This window comes from Desulfoluna butyratoxydans (genome assembly GCF_900699765.1).
In the GTDB taxonomy this organism is placed as follows: domain Bacteria; phylum Desulfobacterota; class Desulfobacteria; order Desulfobacterales; family Desulfolunaceae; genus Desulfoluna; species Desulfoluna butyratoxydans.
Window position 1 is genome coordinate 38,282 of record NZ_CAADHO010000004.1, and the last position, 17,249, is coordinate 55,530.

A 17,249-nucleotide genomic window follows, 5' to 3' on the forward strand; every position below is an offset into this window, starting at 1 on the left:
ACACATGTTTCGTTTTTCAGATATGCGGATCCGGTTCAAGCTTATCCTGCTCTTTATTATTTCCGGTGCCGTTCCCCTGGTCGTCATCGGCTATTTCGGGGCCCGGCTGTCCACGGACTCCCTTCTGGACAAGTCCTTCGATCAGCTCAGCACGGTGCAGGTGATCCGAAAAGGGCAGATTGAGGAGTATTTCGCGGATCGTCATGCCGGCATCGCCTTTATGGCCGAGTCCAAGCGGACCCGTGAGCTGCTGGCGGTTCTCAAGTCCCAAAGGGCCCTGTCCCGTAAAGGCGCGGCCGTGGGGCTGGACAGCCGGTCCGCCGATTACTGGCGTCAGGTGGAACCCTACAGCAAGATGATGGACGTCTATGCCCGCAACTACGGGTACCACGATATCTTTGTGGTGGATGCCGACGAGGGGGACGTCCTCTTTTCCGTTGCTGGCGAAGACGACCTCGGCACCAACCTGCGCCACGGTGCCTACAAAGAGACCGGCCTGGCCTCGGTATGGCGGGAAGTTGTGGCCACCGGCAAGACCGCTGTGTCTGATTTTGCCGCCTTTAAGCCCAGCGGGGGCCTTCAGTCCCTGTTCATGGGGCACCCCATCCGATACGACAGCGACGCCGTCAAAGGGGTCTTGATTTTTCAGTTTTCACCGGAGCAGGTGACGCATATTGTGGATGCCCGCCAGGGGATGGGTAGTACCGGTGAATCCTATCTTCTCGGGATCAATGTGAAAACGGATCGTTTTGAGCTGCGGAGCAATGTGAAGACCATCGGTAGCGGGAAATTCGTGGTGGGGTCTACCCTCAAGGACCCGCCTGAGTATTGGGATGACGCAGTCCGGGGGGGGATAGAAGGCGGCCACGATACCTACATGGACAGCATCGGCCAGGCCGTTTTGGTTGCTTACCATCAGCTGGATATCCCCGGCCTTGACTGGTACCTCATCTCCAAAATCGACAGGCACGAGGTCACCGCACCGGTGAGGGGTATCTATCGGATGATCGGCCTGGTGGCCGGACTGCTCCTTGCCTGCATCGGTATCGGGGCGTTGTTTTTTTCCCGCGCCATCACCCGGCCCCTCATTGCGGACATCCGGTTTGCCGAGGCCATCGCCAACGGGGAACTCAATGCCTCCCTCAAGCTCAACCAGAGGGATGAGCTGGGGGCCCTGGCCAGGGCGCTGAACAACATGGCGCGGAAACTCCAGAACCTGGACTGGCTTAAATCAGGTAAAGAGGGGCTGGACGACAAGTTGCGCGGAGAACACGACAGCGGCCAGCTGGCCCGTCGCTTCACGTCTTTCATGGCCCGGCACATGGATGCCCAGCTCGGGGCCCTGTACCTCATGACCGACAAGGGCCTTGAACTCAAGGCGAGTTATGCCTTCACGGACCGCAGCGGCAATTTCAACTGCTTCGCCCTCGGGGAGGGCATGGTGGGCCAGGCAGCCATGGAAAACGAGATCCTGGCATTCAGCGACATGCAGAGCGGAGCCCCAGCCGTGAACTTCGGGGCGGGGGAGACCATCCCGTCCAACTTCATCGCGGCACCCGTCTCCTTTGAAGGCGCGGTGGTGGGTGTGCTGCTTCTGGGGTCGGTGAGCGGTTTTTCCGAACTCCAGCGCCGGTTCATCGAGCAGAATATGGAAAACGCGGCCATTTTGTTCAACGCCGCCAAGTCCCGCCAGACAATCCACGATCTCCTGGAAAAGGCCCAGGAGCAGCAGGAGGCCCTGCGGGTGTCCAACGAAGAGCTGGAGGAGCAGGCCAAGGCCCTGAAAGAGTCCGAGTCAGAGCTCCAGGCTCAGCAGGAGGAGCTGCGGGTCACCAACGAGGAGCTGGAAGAGCAGACCAAGGCCCTGAAGGAGTCCGAGTCCGAACTCCAGGCCCAGCAGGAGGAGCTGCGGGTCACCAACGAAGAGCTGGAGGAGCGGACCCGGGCCCTGGAGGAGCAGAAAGAGGCCATCTCATGCAAGAACACCGACCTGGAGGCTGCCCAGGAGGTGGTCAAGCAGAAGGCCCGGGACCTTGAGATCGCCAGCAAGTACAAGTCCGAGTTCCTGGCCAACATGTCCCATGAGCTTCGGACCCCCCTGAACAGCATTCTGATTCTTTCCCAGATGCTCTCCAAGAACAAGGACGGCAACCTCTCGGAGCGTCAGGTGGAGTCAGCCAAGGCTGTCCACGCTTCCGGTGCCGACCTTCTGGCCCTCATCAACGAGATCCTGGATCTCTCCAAGATCGAAGCGGGCAAGGTGGAGCTGGTTATCGAGGACGTGACCATGGACGGGCTCATGGGCGATACCCGGCGGCTGTTCAAGGATGTGGCCGAAGACAAACAGATTTCCCTGGATTTAAGCGTTGCCCCGGGCGTGCCGGAGATGGTCCGTACAGATTCCCAGAGGCTCCAGCAGATCCTGCGGAACCTTTTGACCAATGCCTTCAAGTTCACCGATCGGGGCTCGGTGGCCCTCACCGTGTCCCGCCCCGGCCCCGATCTCCTCGCCAGGGCGGAGATGGAGCCCGAAGGTGTTCTCGCCTTTGCCGTCACCGATGACGGCATCGGTATCGCCAAAGAGAAGCAGGTGGCTATCTTCCAGGCCTTTCAGCAGGCAGACGGCAGCACGAGCCGCAAGTACGGCGGCACCGGCCTGGGCCTGTCCATCTCCCGGGAGCTGGCCAAGCTGCTGGGCGGCACGATTTTGCTGGACAGCGAAGAGGGCAAGGGCAGCACCTTTACCGTGCTTCTCCCCGAGGCCTATCAGGGCACGACCCCGTCCGCCACGGCCGAAGCGTCTCCGACCCCGGAGCCCGCACCCGCCCGTCAGGAGAGCGCGCCGGTCTCTTCGCCTGCGCCGGTGCCTCCGTCAGTCGACTGCAGCGTTCCGGACTGCCCCCTGGCAGCCCCTGCCTCTCCTCCTTGCGAGAGCGATTACGTGGAGGATGACCGCAAATCACTGACCCCGGAGGCAAAGAGCCTTCTCATCATCGAGGATGATCTCAACTCCGCCAGGATCATGCGGGATTTTGCCCGGGAGCGGGGGTTCAAGTGCGTGGTGGCCGAAGACGGGGAGACCGGGCTGCATTTTGCCGATTACTACAAGCCCAGTGCCATCATCCTGGACATCGGCCTGCCGGGCATCGACGGCTGGACCGTCATGGAACGCCTCAAGGGAAACTCCGAACTCCGGCACATTCCGGTGCACTTCATGTCCGCCAACGACAGTTGCCTGGATGCCATGCGCATGGGGGCGGTGGGCTACCTCACCAAGCCGGTGAGCATGGAGAAGGTGGAAGACGCCCTGAGTAAACTGGAGGACATCGCCTCCAAGCCCGTGAGCCGGCTTCTGCTGGTGGAAGACGACAAGATCCACCGGGAGAGCATCGAGACCCTCATCGGCACCGGGGATGTGGAGACCACCGCGGTGAGCTCGGGCAGGGAAGCCCTGGCAGAGCTGGACAGGGGAGGGTACGACTGCATGGTCCTGGACCTCGGCCTGGAAGACATGACGGGCTTTGAACTGCTGGAGAAGATCCGCCTGAGCCCCACCTCCACCCGGGTGCCCATCATCATCTACACGGGACGGGACCTGACACGGGATGAGGAAAAAGAGCTCAACCGCTACGCCGAGAGCATCATCGTCAAGGGGGTCAAATCTCCGGAGCGGCTCCTGGACGAGTCCGCCCTGTTCCTCCATCGCGTGGAAGCCAACCTGCCGGAGGAGAAACGCAACATGCTCAAGATGGTCCACGACAAGGAGGCGGTGCTGAGCGGCAAGACCATCCTGCTGGTGGACGACGACATGCGCAACGTTTTTGCGCTCTCCAGTGTTTTAGAGGAACGTAACATGGACGTGGTCATTGCCAGGAACGGCATCGAATGCCTGGACAAGCTCAAGGCCATGGAAAAGGTGGACGCGGTCCTCATGGACATCATGATGCCGGTAATGGACGGCTACGAAGCCATGACGGAGATCCGCAAGAAAAAGGCCTTCTCCAGGCTGCCCATCATCGCCCTGACGGCCAAGGCCATGAAAGGGGACAGGAGCAAGTGCATCGAGGCCGGTGCCAGCGACTACCTGGCCAAACCCGTGAACGCGGAAAAACTTCTATCCATGCTGAGGGTCTGGTTGTACTGATATGAATGAATCCGAACGCATCGAAAACGAACGCCTTGAGATCCAGATGCTCCTTGAGGCCATCTACCGGAAATACGGCTACGATTTCCGAAGCTACGCCTTTACCCATACCAAGCGGCGCCTGGAGCACCGCCGGTCCCTGGAGGGCCTGGACACGTTCTCGGACATGCAGCACCGGGCCATCCATGACGAGGCCTTTTTCAACACCCTGCTCCTGGACCTCTCCATCAACGTCACGGAGATGTTTCGGGACCCGTGGTTCTACAAGCGGGTGAGGGAGGTGGTCTTTCCACATCTTCGCACCTACCCCTTTGCCAAGGTGTGGCATGCCGGGTGTTCGGCGGGCCAGGAGGTCTATTCCATGTGCATCCTTTTGGAAGAGGAGGGCATGGGCGACCGCGTGCAGGTGTACGCCACGGATTTCAACGAGCTGATCCTGCAAAAGGCCAAGGAGGGGATCTACCCCATGGACCTGGTGCGTGAGTACACGGCCAATTACCAGAAGGCTGGCGGAGACAGCTCTTTTTCGGATTACTACACCGCTGATTATGATAACGTGATCATGAAACGGTCCCTCAAGGAGCACGTGCTCTTTTCTTCCCACAACCTGGTCACCGACGGGGTGTTCGGGGAGATGAACCTGATCTTTTGCAGGAACGTTCTTATTTATTTTAACCGGGAGTTGCAGAACCGGGTGTTGAACCTTTTTTACGACAGCCTGTGTCCCGGCGGGTTTCTCTGCCTTGGCTCCAAGGAGAGTATCCGGTTTTCAAACGTGGCCGACCGGTTCGAGGTCGTGTCCGAGCGAGAAAAGATATACCGAAAAAAGCGTGGCCCGTCCGCCCTGTGAGAACCCGGCAGACAGGCCATGGCAAAGGATGAAACGCATGAAGTCATTTGAAGCTGTTGTCATCGGCGTTTCAGCCGGAGGCCTCGCCGCTCTGGAGGCGATCCTGCCGGTTTTGGACGAATCATTCGGGTTGCCGGTGCTTGTGGTTCAGCACCTCAGCCCGGACACGGAGAGCTATCTGCCGAAGCACCTGGACATCCGGTGTGCGCTGCACGCCAAGGAGGCCGAAGACAAAGAGCCCCTGAAGCCGGGGACTGTCTATGTGGCGCCTCCCAACTATCACCTTATGGTGGAGGCGGACAGGACCATTGCCCTGTCCACCGAGGAGCGGGTAAACTTCTCGCGGCCGTCGGTGGATGTGCTGTTTGAGACGGCGGCCGAGGTGTTCTGCCAGGGGCTGGTGGGGGTGGTCCTCACCGGCGCCAACTCCGACGGCGCGGCCGGTGTTGCGAGAGTCAAGGCACTGGGCGGCCTGGTGGTGGTGCAGGACCCCGAGACCGCCGCGGCAGATGCCATGCCCAGGGCCGCCATCAAGGCGGTGACCCCGGACCATGTGCTTCCCTTGGAGCGCATCGGTCCTTTTTTGAAAACACTGGCCTGACAGAAGATGAAGCATCCCGTCGTGGTGTGCGGGGGCTTTCTGAATAGGGCTGTTGATCGTTTATGTTCCATCAATACCACAAAGGTTTGTCATGGGAATTGCCAAGATACTGATCGTTGATGATCGTCCGGAGAACCTCCTGACCCTGGAAAGCCTTCTGGATGAGCCGGATATCGAGCTTGTCCGGGCCACCTCCGGCATGGAGGCCCTGGGGCTAACCCTGGACCACGATTTTGCTCTGGTTCTCCTCGACGTCCAGATGCCCGGCATGGACGGCTATGAAGTGGCGGAGCTGATGCGCGGAAACAAAAAGACAAAGCACATCCCCATCATCTTCATCACTGCGGCGTTTCGGGCGGATGCCCAGGTGTTCAAAGGGTACGAAAGCGGGGCCGTGGATTACCTGTTTAAACCCCTGGACGAGCGGGTCTTCAAGAGCAAGGTGGGGGTCTTCATCGAACTGTTCCGCCACAAGGATGCCCTGAGCAAAAAGACCCGGGAACTCGACCGAAAGCTGGTGGAGCTTGAAGAACTGCAACAGCAGCTTGAAGAGACCAACGAGCAGCTTCGCCTGCTCTCCACCACGGACGGCCTCACCGGGCTCCTCAACAAACGGGAGTTTGAGGTTATCTTCGAACGGGAGTGGATCCGGGGGATCAGGACCCAGGCGCCCCTCTCCCTGGTGATGCTGGATATCGATTTTTTTAAAGCCTACAACGACACCTGCGGGCATGCCCAGGGGGACGACTGCCTGAAAAAAGTGGCCATGGCCATCTCCGATGCGGCCAGGAGGCATACGGACAAGGTGGCGCGGGTCGGCGGTGAGGAGTTCGCCGTGCTTTTGCCCGAGACCGAGGCAGAAGGGGCCGTGCATGTGGCCGAGCGGCTTCTCGGGGCCGTGTCCGACCTTGCCATTCCCCACAAGCGCTCCTCTGTCGCAGGGTATGTCACCACAAGCATCGGCGTGGCCACCATGGTTCCCCATCAAAAGGGGATCCAGCGGGACCTTTTCGAGGCCGCCGACGACGGCCTGTACCGGGCCAAGGAGAAGGGCCGGAACCGCTGGTGCATGGGTTCGTCGGTCCTGAACGTGGCATGACCGTCCGCGGTCGTTGCTGATTCAATGCAATAAGGAAGCAAACATGAAAAATATCTGTGTGTTCTGCGGGGCAAGCCCCGGCTCCAATCCCGCCTACCTCGAAGGGGCGCGGGAACTTGGAAAAACCATGGCCGCCAACGACATCCGCCTGGTGTACGGAGGCGGCAGCCTGGGCATGATGGGGACCCTCGCAAAGACCGTCAAGGAGTACGGCGGCAAGGTCACCGGGGTCATCACCCGTCACCTGGTGGACATGGAAGTGGCCCTCACCGATCTGGATGACCTGCGGGTGGTGGATACCATGCATGAACGCAAGGGCCTCATGGCCGAGCTTTCCGACGGGTTCATCGCGCTTCCCGGCGGGTTCGGTACCATGGAGGAGATCTTCGAGATCATCACCTGGTCCCAGCTGGGCATCCACAAAAAGCCCTGCGGTTTTCTCAATGTGGATACCTACTACGACAAGCTCATGGCCTTTTTCAACCACATGGCCGACCAGTCGTTCATCGAAGCCGACTACAGCAACATCGTCCTCATGGATGAAAAGCCCGATGGCCTCATCTCACGGCTGAGGGCCTTTACCCCGGTTGAGTCGGACAAAGGCAAGTGGGCCAAGGAGCTCACCGCAAACAGCCACGCCTGATGCCTTGTCTGTGAGCCAACCCACGCCTTGCAAAGGAGCACCTTGCCATGGCCATGGTCTACAGACCGGAACGCATCCCGGGCCTCAAGGTGCTCTCCTGCACCGACCCCTTTGAGTTCCGGCCCCATATCCACGACCGGTATGTGGTGTGGCTGAACACGGCCGGGGGCGAGCACTACAGCCTGGGCGGCTCCACGGACATCCTGGCCCCGGGCAGCATAAGCGTTATTGAGCCCGGGGCGGTTCATGGCAACCGCCCCTGCTCGGAGACGGCCCGGCACCTGCGCAGCTTTTACGTGGAGGCCGGGGTGTTTCAGTCCATGGGTGAACAGCTCGGTCTCTCCGGTGCCGAGGGGCTTGGCCTGGCCCGGGGACCCATAACCGACAGGTCCCTCTGGACAGACCTGGCTCGGCTCCATGAGATGATGCTCGGCGATGTGCCCGGTTTGGAGCTCTCCACCCGTGTCACACGGGTTTTCGGCGACCTCTTAAGGCGCCACGGCCGGCTGGGGGCTTTGCCGAAGGCACCGGAGAAACGAGATGTCCGTATCGACCGGGTCCTGGACTGCCTCCGGGAGAATCTTGATACGCCCCTGACCTTGGAGACCCTTGCCGGGCATGCCGGGTGCACCCCCTACCATCTGATCCGTCTTTTCCGGAAAACCCTGGGCATGACGCCCCATGCCTACCTGACCCAGCTTCGCCTGGAAAACGCCCGCCGCATGCTGGAACAGGGAGAGTCCATCGCCAACAGCGCCCTGGCCTCCGGCTTTTCCGATCAGAGCCACCTCACCCGTGCCTTCCGGTCCCGGTACGGTCTCCCTCCCGGTGCCTACCAGCGCTCATCCTGATTCCCCCATCCCCCTGCCTTCGCCTTTAGCCCTTAGCCTTTAACCCTTCGCCCCCCTTATCTCATGTCAATTTTGTTCAAGATAGCCGCACCCCGTTGGGCTACCCTCGTCTCCCATGGATGATACCGGTTCGAACCGGTTCAGATGAAAACCTTTTAAAGGCGCGCACGCCGCGTCCGGGAGTGTGGTTGTGGTTCCTTATCTGTACGCCCTTGGGGCGATTTTATGCTGGGCGAGTCTTCCGGCTGCCGTGGGGGCGGGCCTTGACGGCCTGCCCACCGAGTCTCTTCTGTTCTACAGCTTTACGTCGGCGGCTCTCTATCTCTATGTTCAGGATGTGGTGAGGACCCGCTCTGTGCGGCTTTACCTGCCGGGGCTTACCGCCAGCCTCTGGGGCGTGGCCGGGATCTTCGGCTACCATTGGGTTTACTACATGGCCATGGACAACGCCCCGCTGGCCGAAGCCGCCATCCTGGCCACCACATGGTCCTTCTGGATCGTGGTCTTCTCCTCGGTACTGGTCTTTAAGAAACTCAAAGGGAGCATTTTTGCCACGGCACTCATGGGCATGGTGGGGGCAGGGCTTGTGATCTCTTCCAACGCGGCCCTTTCCTTTGATACCGCTTACATGAAAGGCTACCTCCAGGCCCTGCTCTGCGGGTTGATCTGGAGCAGTTTTTCCGTGGCCCTGCCCCGGCTGAATACCCGGGAGAATCCCATGACCGCCTTTACGGTGTATGCAGCCGTGATCTCTGCGGCTTTTTTTCTCGTTACCGGCCCTCATCCGTTTCCGGGTGGCCGTGCCCTGGCCTCCGCGGTTTACCTGGGCCTTGTGCCTTTAGGGCTCTCCTTTTTCCTGTGGAACCGGGCCGTGGCAACGGGGAATCTTTCCGTGATTGGGTTTTTAAGCTACCTTACGCCGCCCCTGGCTGTGTTTCTGGTGGCGTTTATCCACGGGCAGAGGGTGTCGGGGCAGGTGCTTCTGGGCATGGGGGTGATCATCGCGGCGTCCGTGCTTGGGAAGGCGGCTTTGGGGAAGGACTCGGGCAAGGCATAGGTGGCACGACAGAGCAGGGATGGTGACGTCAGGAAAAAAACAAAAGCCCGTCCATGGTTTCCAGAAACCACTGGGCGGGCTTTTCAGCTTCATTCTTCAGGGCCGTCTCATTTGCTGACGGGCTGTGCCCGTGAGCAACGGTGTGTTTTTAGCCAAATGCCTTCTGTATCGAAAGGATTTCATGGCTAAAAGCCAACCGTGAAAGCAGCGGAACAGATGCCGCTTTTCTTGGATTCGTTACGGCAACCAGCTCTTGACCCGATCCGGGTGGGCGGCGACCCATTTTTTTGCGTTTTCATAGACGTCGGAGCCGTCCACGGTGTTCATGGCCATCACCTCTCCGATCTCGGCGGCGGTCCAGGAGAAGGCGTCCAGCACGTGGTAGACCTTGGGGTGGTCGGCCTTGAGCCCCTTGCGGGCAAAGGTGTTGATGGTTTCGGCCTCGCCGTAGACCTTGTCCGGGTCTTCAAGGAACTTGAGGTCGAACTTGGCAAACTTCCAGTGGGGCACCCAGCCGGTGACGGCGATCCATTTTTTCTGGCGGTACCGGTTGGCCAGGGTGGCGGTCATGCCCGCGCCGCTGGAGGAGACCAGCTCGATCTTGTCCAGGCCGTAGTGGTCCATGGCCTCTTCGGTCTTGAGCATCACCCCGGCACCGGGGTCGATGCCGATGATCTCTCCGTCAAAGGCCTTGGCGTTGGTGTTGAGCTCGGCAACCGTGTCGATGGTCACGTAGGTGGGGACAATGAGGCCGATGCGGGCTCCGTGGAAGTTGGGGCCGAGGTCTTCGATTTTCCCTTGATAGCGTTTGACCATGTCACCGTGGGTTACGGGGAGCCACGAGGTGGTCAGGGCGTCCTGGTCTCCTGAGGCCAGGGCCGCGTACATGGCCGGGGCCGAGACGGGGGTGAGTTCCACGTCGTAGCCCAGGTTCTCTTCGATGACGGCTTTCATGACGTTGGAGCTGGCCGTGGCACAGGCCCACTCCACGTAAACGATTTTGATTTTTTCCTTGGCCGCGGCCGGGGTTGCGATGAGAGCGGCAACAGCCAGGGCGAGACAAAGGGACGCGATACGGCGAATCATGCATTTCCTCCTTCAGGTTTTCCATTCTTGGCTCCCAGCTGCTGAAGTATGCGGTCCAGGAGCATGGCAACGATGACAATTCCGATTCCGGCTTCAAAGCCCTTGCCGGGCTGGAGCCGCTGGATGGCTTTCCATACCTCGCCCCCCAAGCCCTTGGCCCCGATCATGGCGGCCACAACCACCATGGAGAGGGCCAGCATCACCGTCTGGTTCACCCCGGCCATGATGGTGGGGGTGGCCAGGGGGAGCTGGATCTTGAAGAGCTTCTGGCGCGGTGAGGAGCCAAAGGCGTCCGCTGCTTCGATGAGCTCTGCCGGTACCTGGCGGATGCCGAGGCAGGTGAGGCGGATGGCCGGTGGCACCGAGAAGATCACGGTGGAGAAGATGGCCGACACCTTGCCCAGCCCGAAAAAGGGGATGGCTGGGATCAGGTAGACGAAGGCCGGCATGGTCTGCATAAAGTCCAGAACGGGCATGACCATGCGATAGGCGGTGCGGTTCAAGGCCGCCAGGATGCCCGTTGGGATGGCGATGAGGATGGAGACCAGGGTGGCGATGAGCACCAGGGCCAGGGTGCTCACCGTGGCCTTCCACAGGCCCATATTCACGATGAGGAACAGCCCCAGGATGGCCAGGGCCGACACCGATGCCTTGCGTGTGATGGCAAAGGCCAGGGCCCCGATTCCCAGGATAAAGAGCCATGGGGGTAAAAAGAGCATGCCGTCCACCATGAAGTCGATGAACGCCTCCATGATATCCGAGAAAACGTTGGTGGCACCGGAGCAATGGGCCACGAGAAAATCGATGACAGCTTCGATGGCCTTTCCGATGGGGAGCCTCGGGATGTCCAGGTCAAGCACTTCGTCCTCCTTCGGCCAGGGCGGCCAGCAGGGTCCCGCGGACAATGACGCCCTCCAGTTTCCGGGTCTCCGTGACCACGGCCAGGGGGTAGGGGAGATCCTTGAGGATCTCGAACAGCTCGGAGGCCGGGGTCTCCGGGGGGACTGTGGTGACGTCCCGCTGCAAAATGGTCTCCAGGTTGTCGTCGCCTCGCTCTGCGGCTTCTTTGGCGTCGGCCGCCGAGATGATCCCCAGAAGGGAGTGGTCCCGCTTGGTGACGAAGAGGCTGGAAATCCCTTCGTTTTTCATCTTGCGCAGGGCTGCTCTGGGCCCGTCGTTGCGCACATGGCCTACGGCAAAGGGGCGCTTCATCACGGATTCGGCCGTGAGGACCTTGGAGATGTCCACGTCTTCCACGAATTTTTCCACGTAACGGGTGGCCGGTTCCATGAGGATTTCGTCCGGTGTGCCCACCTGGACCACCTTGCCGTCTTTCATGAGCACGATGCGATCGCCGATTTTCAAGGCTTCGTCCAAGTCGTGGCTGATGAAGACGATGGTCTTCTGGAGCCGGTCCTGAAGGTCCAGGAGCTCGTCCTGCATGTCCCTTCGGATGAGGGGGTCCAGAGCGCTGAAGGCTTCGTCCATGAGCAGGATATCCGGGTCCACGGCCAGGGCGCGGGCAAGGCCCACCCGCTGCTGCATGCCGCCGGAGAGCTGGTCCGGGTAGCTCTGCTCCCAGCCGGACAGGCCCACCTGGCCCAGGACTTCGTGGGCCTTCTCCAGTCTGGCCTCCCGTTCCACTCCCTGGATTTCAAGCCCGAAGGCGGCGTTTTCCGCCACGGTGCGGTGGGGAAACAGAGCAAAGTTCTGGAAGACCATGCCGAATTTTTTCTGCCGGATATCCAGGAGTTCCCCGTGGCTTACCATGGCGATGTCGACCCCGTCCACGAGGATGGACCCCGCCGTGGGCTCGATGAGCCGGTTCAGGCAGCGCACCAGGGTGGACTTTCCGCTCCCTGAAAGACCCATGATGACGATGATCTCTCCGGCCTTGACGTCGAAGGTCACCCCGCCCACGCCGACACCGTGGCCGGTTTTTTCCAATATCTCTTCTTTATCTGACCCGTCCCGGAGCATGGACAATGCCCGTCGCGGGGAGGGGCCGAAAATTTTGACCAGGTCCCTCACTTCAATTTTTGTCATGTGGTTCACCCTCGATTGTGTTCAAAACGATGCCTACCATAGAGGCGACAACTGCATGTGTCAAATTGCTTCAACGGTTTTTGTAAGAGCAATGGTGCGTGGCTCAGGTGTGATTAAAAGATATTTTGAGTTGTTATAATTTTTTCCGTATGTTCCCAAAAAAAGACAATGATCATCTTTTAAATCGATTTTTATTTCAATTTATTATTGATGGTTCCGGGGTTGGTCGGAATTGGAGAAGGTCTGGAAATTAGTTTGTGTCATGGGGTATTTTGGCAGATTTTTCCGATGCCGCAGCATAGTGTGTTGGGAGGTTCATGATGTCTAATGTTCGGGTGGTATGGCGTGTAAAATATTGCTGACAACCTGGTGGGGGCGGGGTGTTTCGCGGCAGGGAAAGGGCCCCGGGCTGCATGGAGAAGGGGCAACCCGGGGCAAGGGAGGCGGGGCTTTCTATCTGATTTTTTTCCCTTCCGCAAACACCTCGGAAGGAACCGCTCCTAAATGGAAGGGGTGCTTTTCCCAGACCAGGAGGCTGGCGAGTTTCCCCTCTTCGATGGTGCCGAGCTGGTCGTCGATGCCCAGAACGGCCGCGCTTTTTCCGGTGATAAGGCTGATGGCCTCGGCTTCGTCCATGCCGTGCATCAGGAAAAACTTCAGCCCGTCCCGGAGGGAGGCTGAAAGGGTCACCGGGTGGTCGCTCATGAGGGTGTAAAAGGCTTCGGAGGCCATGAGTTTGGCCGTGTTTTTGTAAACGGCGTGCTTGAGCTCCACCTTGTAGCCCACGGAGCCGATGGGGCCGTAAACCACGGGGATCTCCCGTTCGGCGAGCTTGTTGAAGATCTCGGTGTGGAAGACATCGCAGGCATGATCGCAGGTGACGGAGAGACCGTATTTTTCCACGAGCTTGATGAGGTAGAGAATGTCGTCTTCCTTGTGCACGTGGACTTTTGCGATTTTTTCGCCGCTGAGAAGCTCCAGCAGGGCGCTGTCTTCGGGATCGAAGGAGAGGAGGTATTCGCGTTCGATGACATCGGCCTCAAAGGCGTGGTCGGTCTCGTTGATCTCGCCCTTGGCCTGCTTGTCCGAGAGTTCGTTGAGTTTTTTCTCCTTTGCAAGGGCGGCCTTCTCCTTTTTAAGGAGCACCTCGTCAAAGCGCTTTTCGAGCATGGCGTAGATCCCCATGCGGGTGGTGGGGCGATCCCCTTTCCAGGCTGTGGTGGAGCGGGGGTTGTAGCCCAGGGCCATCTTGTAGCCGTAGTCTTTGATCACGGCCTCGTCCCGGTAGCGGGCAAAGTTTCGGATCACCCTGGCCTTGCCGCCGATGAGGTTGCCGCTTCCAGGCACCACGCAGCTGTAGAGGACCCCGAAGTCCACGGCATCGGAGAAAGCGCGGTCGTCGAAGTAGAGGCTGTCCACCGGGTCCACCAGGGGCAGGATCTGGCCGATCTCGTCGTTGGCCTCTCCCTCCCGGGAGGGTTCCCCTTCCCGCTCCATGCCGATGTGGGAGTGGGGATCGATGAAGGCCGGGGTCACGATGCCTTCGGAGTCCCAGCGGGGGGCGGTTTCAGAGATGCTTGCGATGCGGTCGTTTTCAATGGTGATGTACCGGTCGGTGGAGGCGCCTCCGTTGCCGTCAAAGAGGAGGGTGGCCTTGATGATATGCGTCATGGTCTCTTTTTTCCATTTGGTGTGTTGGGTTTTCTGCCAGGCCGAAGGCGGGCTGAACAGTGATGGCTGCCATGGCCCGTCCGGGCAGGTCGTGCCGAATTATACATCCGTTGAGGGACGATTGAAACGAATGAGCCCATTGCAACATGATTTTATCACCCGATTGTAATATAAACCTCACCATGGGAGCCCATGCTGATCCATGCAGATACCGGTCCGTTCATGCGGGCCTTGACCCCGAACAGAGGATACCTTCCCATGGAAAACGGAACACTTTTTTACGTTACCGGCGCGTCGGGCGCCGGAAAAGATACCCTGTGCACCGAGGCACGCTCTCAACTCAACGGCTCGGCACCGGTGCTGTTTGCCCACCGGTACATCACCCGCCCTGCGGATGCGGGGGGCGAGAATCATGTGGCCCTGTCCCGTGAAGAGTTCTGCCAGAGACAAGAGCTCGGGCTGTTTGCCATGTCCTGGGAGAGCCACGGCAACGGCTACGGTATCGGCGCTGAAATCGACGGCTGGCTTCATCGTGGCGTGAGTGTGGTGGTTAATGGCTCCCGGGGCTACCTTGGAGAGGCTGCCCGACGCTATCCCGAGATGGTGGTGATCCACATCGAGGCGGATCGCGAGATCCTCAAAAAAAGGCTCCTGCGCAGAAACCGGGAGACCGAAGCCCAGATCGAAGCCAGGCTCAGCCACTCGGACACCCTTGCCCCGGTGCGGCATCCCAACCTGTGCACCCTCTGCAACAACGACTCCTTAGAGACCTCGGTCTCACACTTCATCGATCTCCTCACCCACTTTGTGCCCGGATGCCGTCATCAGATAAGGGCATAGCCTTTTGTAACGCTTCAGCTTGCCTCCGGCAGGATCGCCGGAGGCAATGTTGAGCTGAACAGTGACAGCTTTTTTTCCGACCCCCACCTTGATAGATCCCCACGTCCCCACGGCGATATTCCGTTTAACACAGTGCTAACCGTTTCGCGGTCATTTCCCAACATTTCCCCTCTATCTTCCTTATGACAGTTGAAGACGAACGGCCGGATGCGGCGGGGCGCTGACCTCTTCCGCCCGTCCTGCCGGAAACGGAGATCACAACAGGAGCAGATTATGGACAGCACGATATGCCTCACCGGTGGTGCGGTGTTTGACGGAGAGCGCCTGCTGGAGCGTGGGTCGGTTCTTTTCAGCGAAAAAGGGGTGCTCGAGGTGACCGAAGGGGATCAGCCTCCCCGGGGGACCGTGACCCTGGACGCCGGAGGACGGCTGATCATGCCGGGCCTGGTGGACCTCCACTCCGACGCCCTGGAGCAGAGCATCGAGATGCGCCCCGGGGTCTATTTTGATTTTGAGTTTGCCCTGCGCAACCTGGACCGGCGCATCGCCTCCTGCGGCATCACCACCTACTGCCATGCCCTCAGCTTTGCAGACAACGAGCTGGGCTTAAGGTCCCCGGGGGAGGTTGAGCGCATCATTCGCCTGGTCAAAGCCTTTGACCGTTCCTCCGGGGCCATGGTCCGTCATCTGGTCCATGCCAGGTACGAGGTGGGGGCCGAAGAGGGATGCCGAGTCCTTACCCGGCTTCTGGACGAGGGCCTCATCGACATGGTCTCGGTCATGGACCACACCCCGGGCCAGGGACAGTTCACCACCCTGGGCGCCTTTGTGGATTACTACGCCGGAGCCGGTGGGGACGCCTATGAGGAGATCGTGGGCATGGCCCATCGCAAAACAGCGTGCCGGGAGGCCGGGTGGAATGCCCTCTCCTCCTTTGCCCGGCGGGTTGCGGCCGAAGGGCTTCCCTTTTTGAGCCACGACGACGACACCCCCGAGAAGGTCGGTCTGGTCAAGGCCCTGGGCGCAACGGCCAGTGAGTTTCCCCTCTCCGTGGATGCGGCAAAACGGGCCGTGAAAGAGGGAATGCGGGTGTTCATGGGGGCCCCAAACCTGGTGAGGGGTCGCTCCTCCGGCGGACACCTCAAGGCGGCGGAGACCGTCTCCCGAGGGCTCTGCCACGGCCTGCTCAGCGACTACTACCCCGAGTGCATGCTCCAGGCCCCCTTTACGGCCATGAAGACCCTGGACACCTCCCCGGACTATGCCCTCTCCCTTGTGACCTCCGGGCCGGGGCGCTTTATCCGTAAGGGGCTTGGAACCCTGGCCCCCGGGGAAAAGGCGGATCTGCTGGTTGTGGATCGCAGCGAACCCTGGGCGCGGATCACCCAGAGCTGGGTGGGGGGCCGCATGGTGCACTACGCAGCCCCGGGCACAGGGGACGGGCAGGGAACCCCCGCCTGCGTCACGGAAACCGCCAAAGGAGGGCAGCGCCATGAGCGACACCATCCGGCCGCTTGACCCAACCCTGGCCCACACCGTGCTGGAGACCCGGAACCTGGGCAAGGTGTACCCCAACGGCACCGAAGCGATACAGGGGATCTCCCTTGCCGTGCGAAAGGACGATTTTATCGTCATCATCGGCTCCTCTGGAGCAGGAAAGTCAACCCTTCTGAGGTGCCTCAACCGCCTGGTGAACCCCTCCTGCGGCGACATGTTCCTGAACGGGGAGGAGATCACCCGGGCCACCGGGCGCCAGCTTCGCCGGGTCCGCCAGCAGGTGGGCATGATCTTTCAGCAGTTCAACCTGGTCCGGCGGCTCACGGTCCTGGAAAACGTGTTGGTGGGGCGGCTCCGGTTCTGCACCACGCTGCTCTCCCACACAGGGTCACTGCTGAGGCTCTTCTCCGAGGCGGAGCAGGAGCTGGCCTTCAGCCTCCTCAATCAGGTGGGCATCGGAAATCTGGCCTACCAGCGCGCCGATTCCCTCTCCGGCGGCCAGCAGCAACGGGTGGCCATCGCCCGGACCCTGGCCCAGAACCCGGCCCTCTTCCTTGCCGACGAACCCATCGCCAGCCTCGACCCCAAAAGCTCGGAGGTCATCATGGGGCTGCTTCGGCGAATCCATGAGGAGCAGGGCATCCCCGTGGTGGTGAATCTTCATCACATCGACTTTGCCAGGCGCTACGCCAAACGCATCATCGGCATCTCCGCAGGGGGCGTGGTCTTTGACGGCCCGCCGGAGGCCCTCACCGAGGCGATCATCCGGGACGTCTACGGCCCGCGCTCCAATGATCCCACCCTGGCGGCCTGCGCCTGAATTGAAAAAGGCAGCCTCCGGCGGTCCTTTCCGGGGGCAATGGC

The 17,249-nt window shown here is 60.4% G+C and carries 14 protein-coding genes; 10 read left to right on the top strand and 4 right to left on the bottom strand.

What is annotated here, in order from left to right; translation table 11 throughout:
* Window positions 1-4: 4 nt before the first annotated feature.
* From MSL71_RS12405 to MSL71_RS12435, 7 genes are all read left to right on the top strand, one after another.
* Window positions 5-4,144, top strand: a complete 4,140-nt coding sequence (locus MSL71_RS12405) for a response regulator (protein ID WP_180140766.1) — start codon at window positions 5-7, stop codon at window positions 4,142-4,144.
* Between the two features lies 1 nt (window position 4,145).
* Complete coding sequence (locus MSL71_RS12410) at window positions 4,146-4,994, top strand: CheR family methyltransferase (RefSeq protein ID WP_180140768.1); 849 nt, start codon at window positions 4,146-4,148, stop codon at window positions 4,992-4,994.
* A gap of 37 nt (window positions 4,995-5,031) precedes the next feature.
* Window positions 5,032-5,595, top strand: a complete 564-nt coding sequence (locus tag MSL71_RS12415) for a chemotaxis protein CheB (protein WP_218951018.1) — start codon at window positions 5,032-5,034, stop codon at window positions 5,593-5,595.
* A gap of 91 nt (window positions 5,596-5,686) precedes the next feature.
* A complete protein-coding gene (locus MSL71_RS12420; protein WP_180140772.1) occupies window positions 5,687-6,694 on the top strand; it encodes a diguanylate cyclase in 1,008 nt (335 codons plus the stop codon).
* 43 nt (window positions 6,695-6,737) lie between these two features.
* Complete coding sequence (locus tag MSL71_RS12425; RefSeq protein WP_180140774.1) at window positions 6,738-7,337, top strand: LOG family protein; 600 nt, start codon at window positions 6,738-6,740, stop codon at window positions 7,335-7,337.
* A 47-nt stretch (window positions 7,338-7,384) separates the two neighbouring features.
* Complete coding sequence (locus MSL71_RS12430; protein WP_180140776.1) at window positions 7,385-8,188, top strand: helix-turn-helix domain-containing protein; 804 nt, start codon at window positions 7,385-7,387, stop codon at window positions 8,186-8,188.
* Between the two features lie 190 nt (window positions 8,189-8,378).
* On the top strand, window positions 8,379-9,245 hold the full coding sequence (locus tag MSL71_RS12435) for a DMT family transporter (RefSeq protein WP_180140778.1): 867 nt from the start codon (window positions 8,379-8,381) through the stop codon (window positions 9,243-9,245).
* A gap of 237 nt (window positions 9,246-9,482) precedes the next feature.
* Here the strand turns inward: MSL71_RS12435 and MSL71_RS12440 are convergent, their stop codons facing one another.
* The 4 genes from MSL71_RS12440 to MSL71_RS12455 form a co-directional block, all read right to left on the bottom strand.
* Window positions 9,483-10,331: a glycine betaine ABC transporter substrate-binding protein gene (locus tag MSL71_RS12440; protein ID WP_180140781.1), complete on the bottom strand. Its 849-nt coding sequence runs from the start codon at window positions 10,329-10,331 to the stop codon at window positions 9,483-9,485.
* Window positions 10,328-11,191, bottom strand: a complete 864-nt coding sequence (locus tag MSL71_RS12445) for an ABC transporter permease (RefSeq protein ID WP_246317784.1) — start codon at window positions 11,189-11,191, stop codon at window positions 10,328-10,330. Before MSL71_RS12445 ends, MSL71_RS12440 begins: the two co-directional genes overlap by 4 nt.
* Window positions 11,184-12,377: a quaternary amine ABC transporter ATP-binding protein gene (locus MSL71_RS12450; RefSeq protein WP_180140783.1), complete on the bottom strand. Its 1,194-nt coding sequence runs from the start codon at window positions 12,375-12,377 to the stop codon at window positions 11,184-11,186. The genes MSL71_RS12445 and MSL71_RS12450 overlap by 8 nt, the downstream gene beginning before the upstream one ends.
* Before the next feature lie 453 nt (window positions 12,378-12,830).
* Window positions 12,831-14,048, bottom strand: coding sequence for an amidohydrolase family protein (locus MSL71_RS12455; RefSeq protein WP_180140785.1), 1,218 nt, complete (start codon window positions 14,046-14,048; stop codon window positions 12,831-12,833).
* A 258-nt stretch (window positions 14,049-14,306) separates the two neighbouring features.
* Between MSL71_RS12455 and phnN the strand changes: the two genes are divergently transcribed.
* The 3 genes from phnN to phnC all read left to right on the top strand — a co-directional run bounded on the left by phnN (window position 14,307) and on the right by phnC (window position 17,205).
* The gene (gene phnN, locus MSL71_RS12460; protein ID WP_180140787.1) at window positions 14,307-14,888 is read left to right on the top strand and encodes a phosphonate metabolism protein/1,5-bisphosphokinase (PRPP-forming) PhnN; all 582 of its coding nucleotides are present in this window, start codon (window positions 14,307-14,309) and stop codon (window positions 14,886-14,888) included.
* Between the two features lie 273 nt (window positions 14,889-15,161).
* A complete protein-coding gene (locus MSL71_RS12465) occupies window positions 15,162-16,406 on the top strand; it encodes an alpha-D-ribose 1-methylphosphonate 5-triphosphate diphosphatase (RefSeq protein WP_180140789.1) in 1,245 nt (414 codons plus the stop codon).
* Entirely contained in the window at window positions 16,381-17,205 is an 825-nt protein-coding gene (phnC, locus tag MSL71_RS12470) for a phosphonate ABC transporter ATP-binding protein (protein ID WP_180140791.1), read from the top strand. The genes MSL71_RS12465 and phnC overlap by 26 nt, the downstream gene beginning before the upstream one ends.
* Window positions 17,206-17,249 lie beyond the last annotated feature (44 nt).

Excerpts from the sequence above, each read along its gene's own strand:
- phnC (WP_180140791.1), top strand. The coding sequence starts at position 16,381 with ATGAGCGACACCATCCGGCCGCTTGACCCAACCCTGGCCCACACCGTG.
- MSL71_RS12455 (WP_180140785.1), bottom strand. The coding sequence starts at position 14,048 with ATGACGCATATCATCAAGGCCACCCTCCTCTTTGACGGCAACGGAGGC.
- MSL71_RS12405 (WP_180140766.1), top strand. The coding sequence starts at position 5 with ATGTTTCGTTTTTCAGATATGCGGATCCGGTTCAAGCTTATCCTGCTC.
- MSL71_RS12465 (WP_180140789.1), top strand. The coding sequence starts at position 15,162 with ATGGACAGCACGATATGCCTCACCGGTGGTGCGGTGTTTGACGGAGAG.
- MSL71_RS12410 (WP_180140768.1), top strand. The coding sequence starts at position 4,146 with ATGAATGAATCCGAACGCATCGAAAACGAACGCCTTGAGATCCAGATG.
- MSL71_RS12430 (WP_180140776.1), top strand. The coding sequence starts at position 7,385 with ATGGCCATGGTCTACAGACCGGAACGCATCCCGGGCCTCAAGGTGCTC.
- phnN (WP_180140787.1), top strand. The coding sequence starts at position 14,307 with ATGGAAAACGGAACACTTTTTTACGTTACCGGCGCGTCGGGCGCCGGA.
- MSL71_RS12450 (WP_180140783.1), bottom strand. The coding sequence starts at position 12,377 with ATGACAAAAATTGAAGTGAGGGACCTGGTCAAAATTTTCGGCCCCTCC.
- MSL71_RS12425 (WP_180140774.1), top strand. The coding sequence starts at position 6,738 with ATGAAAAATATCTGTGTGTTCTGCGGGGCAAGCCCCGGCTCCAATCCC.
- MSL71_RS12415 (WP_218951018.1), top strand. The coding sequence starts at position 5,032 with ATGAAGTCATTTGAAGCTGTTGTCATCGGCGTTTCAGCCGGAGGCCTC.
- MSL71_RS12440 (WP_180140781.1), bottom strand. The coding sequence starts at position 10,331 with ATGATTCGCCGTATCGCGTCCCTTTGTCTCGCCCTGGCTGTTGCCGCT.
- MSL71_RS12420 (WP_180140772.1), top strand. The coding sequence starts at position 5,687 with ATGGGAATTGCCAAGATACTGATCGTTGATGATCGTCCGGAGAACCTC.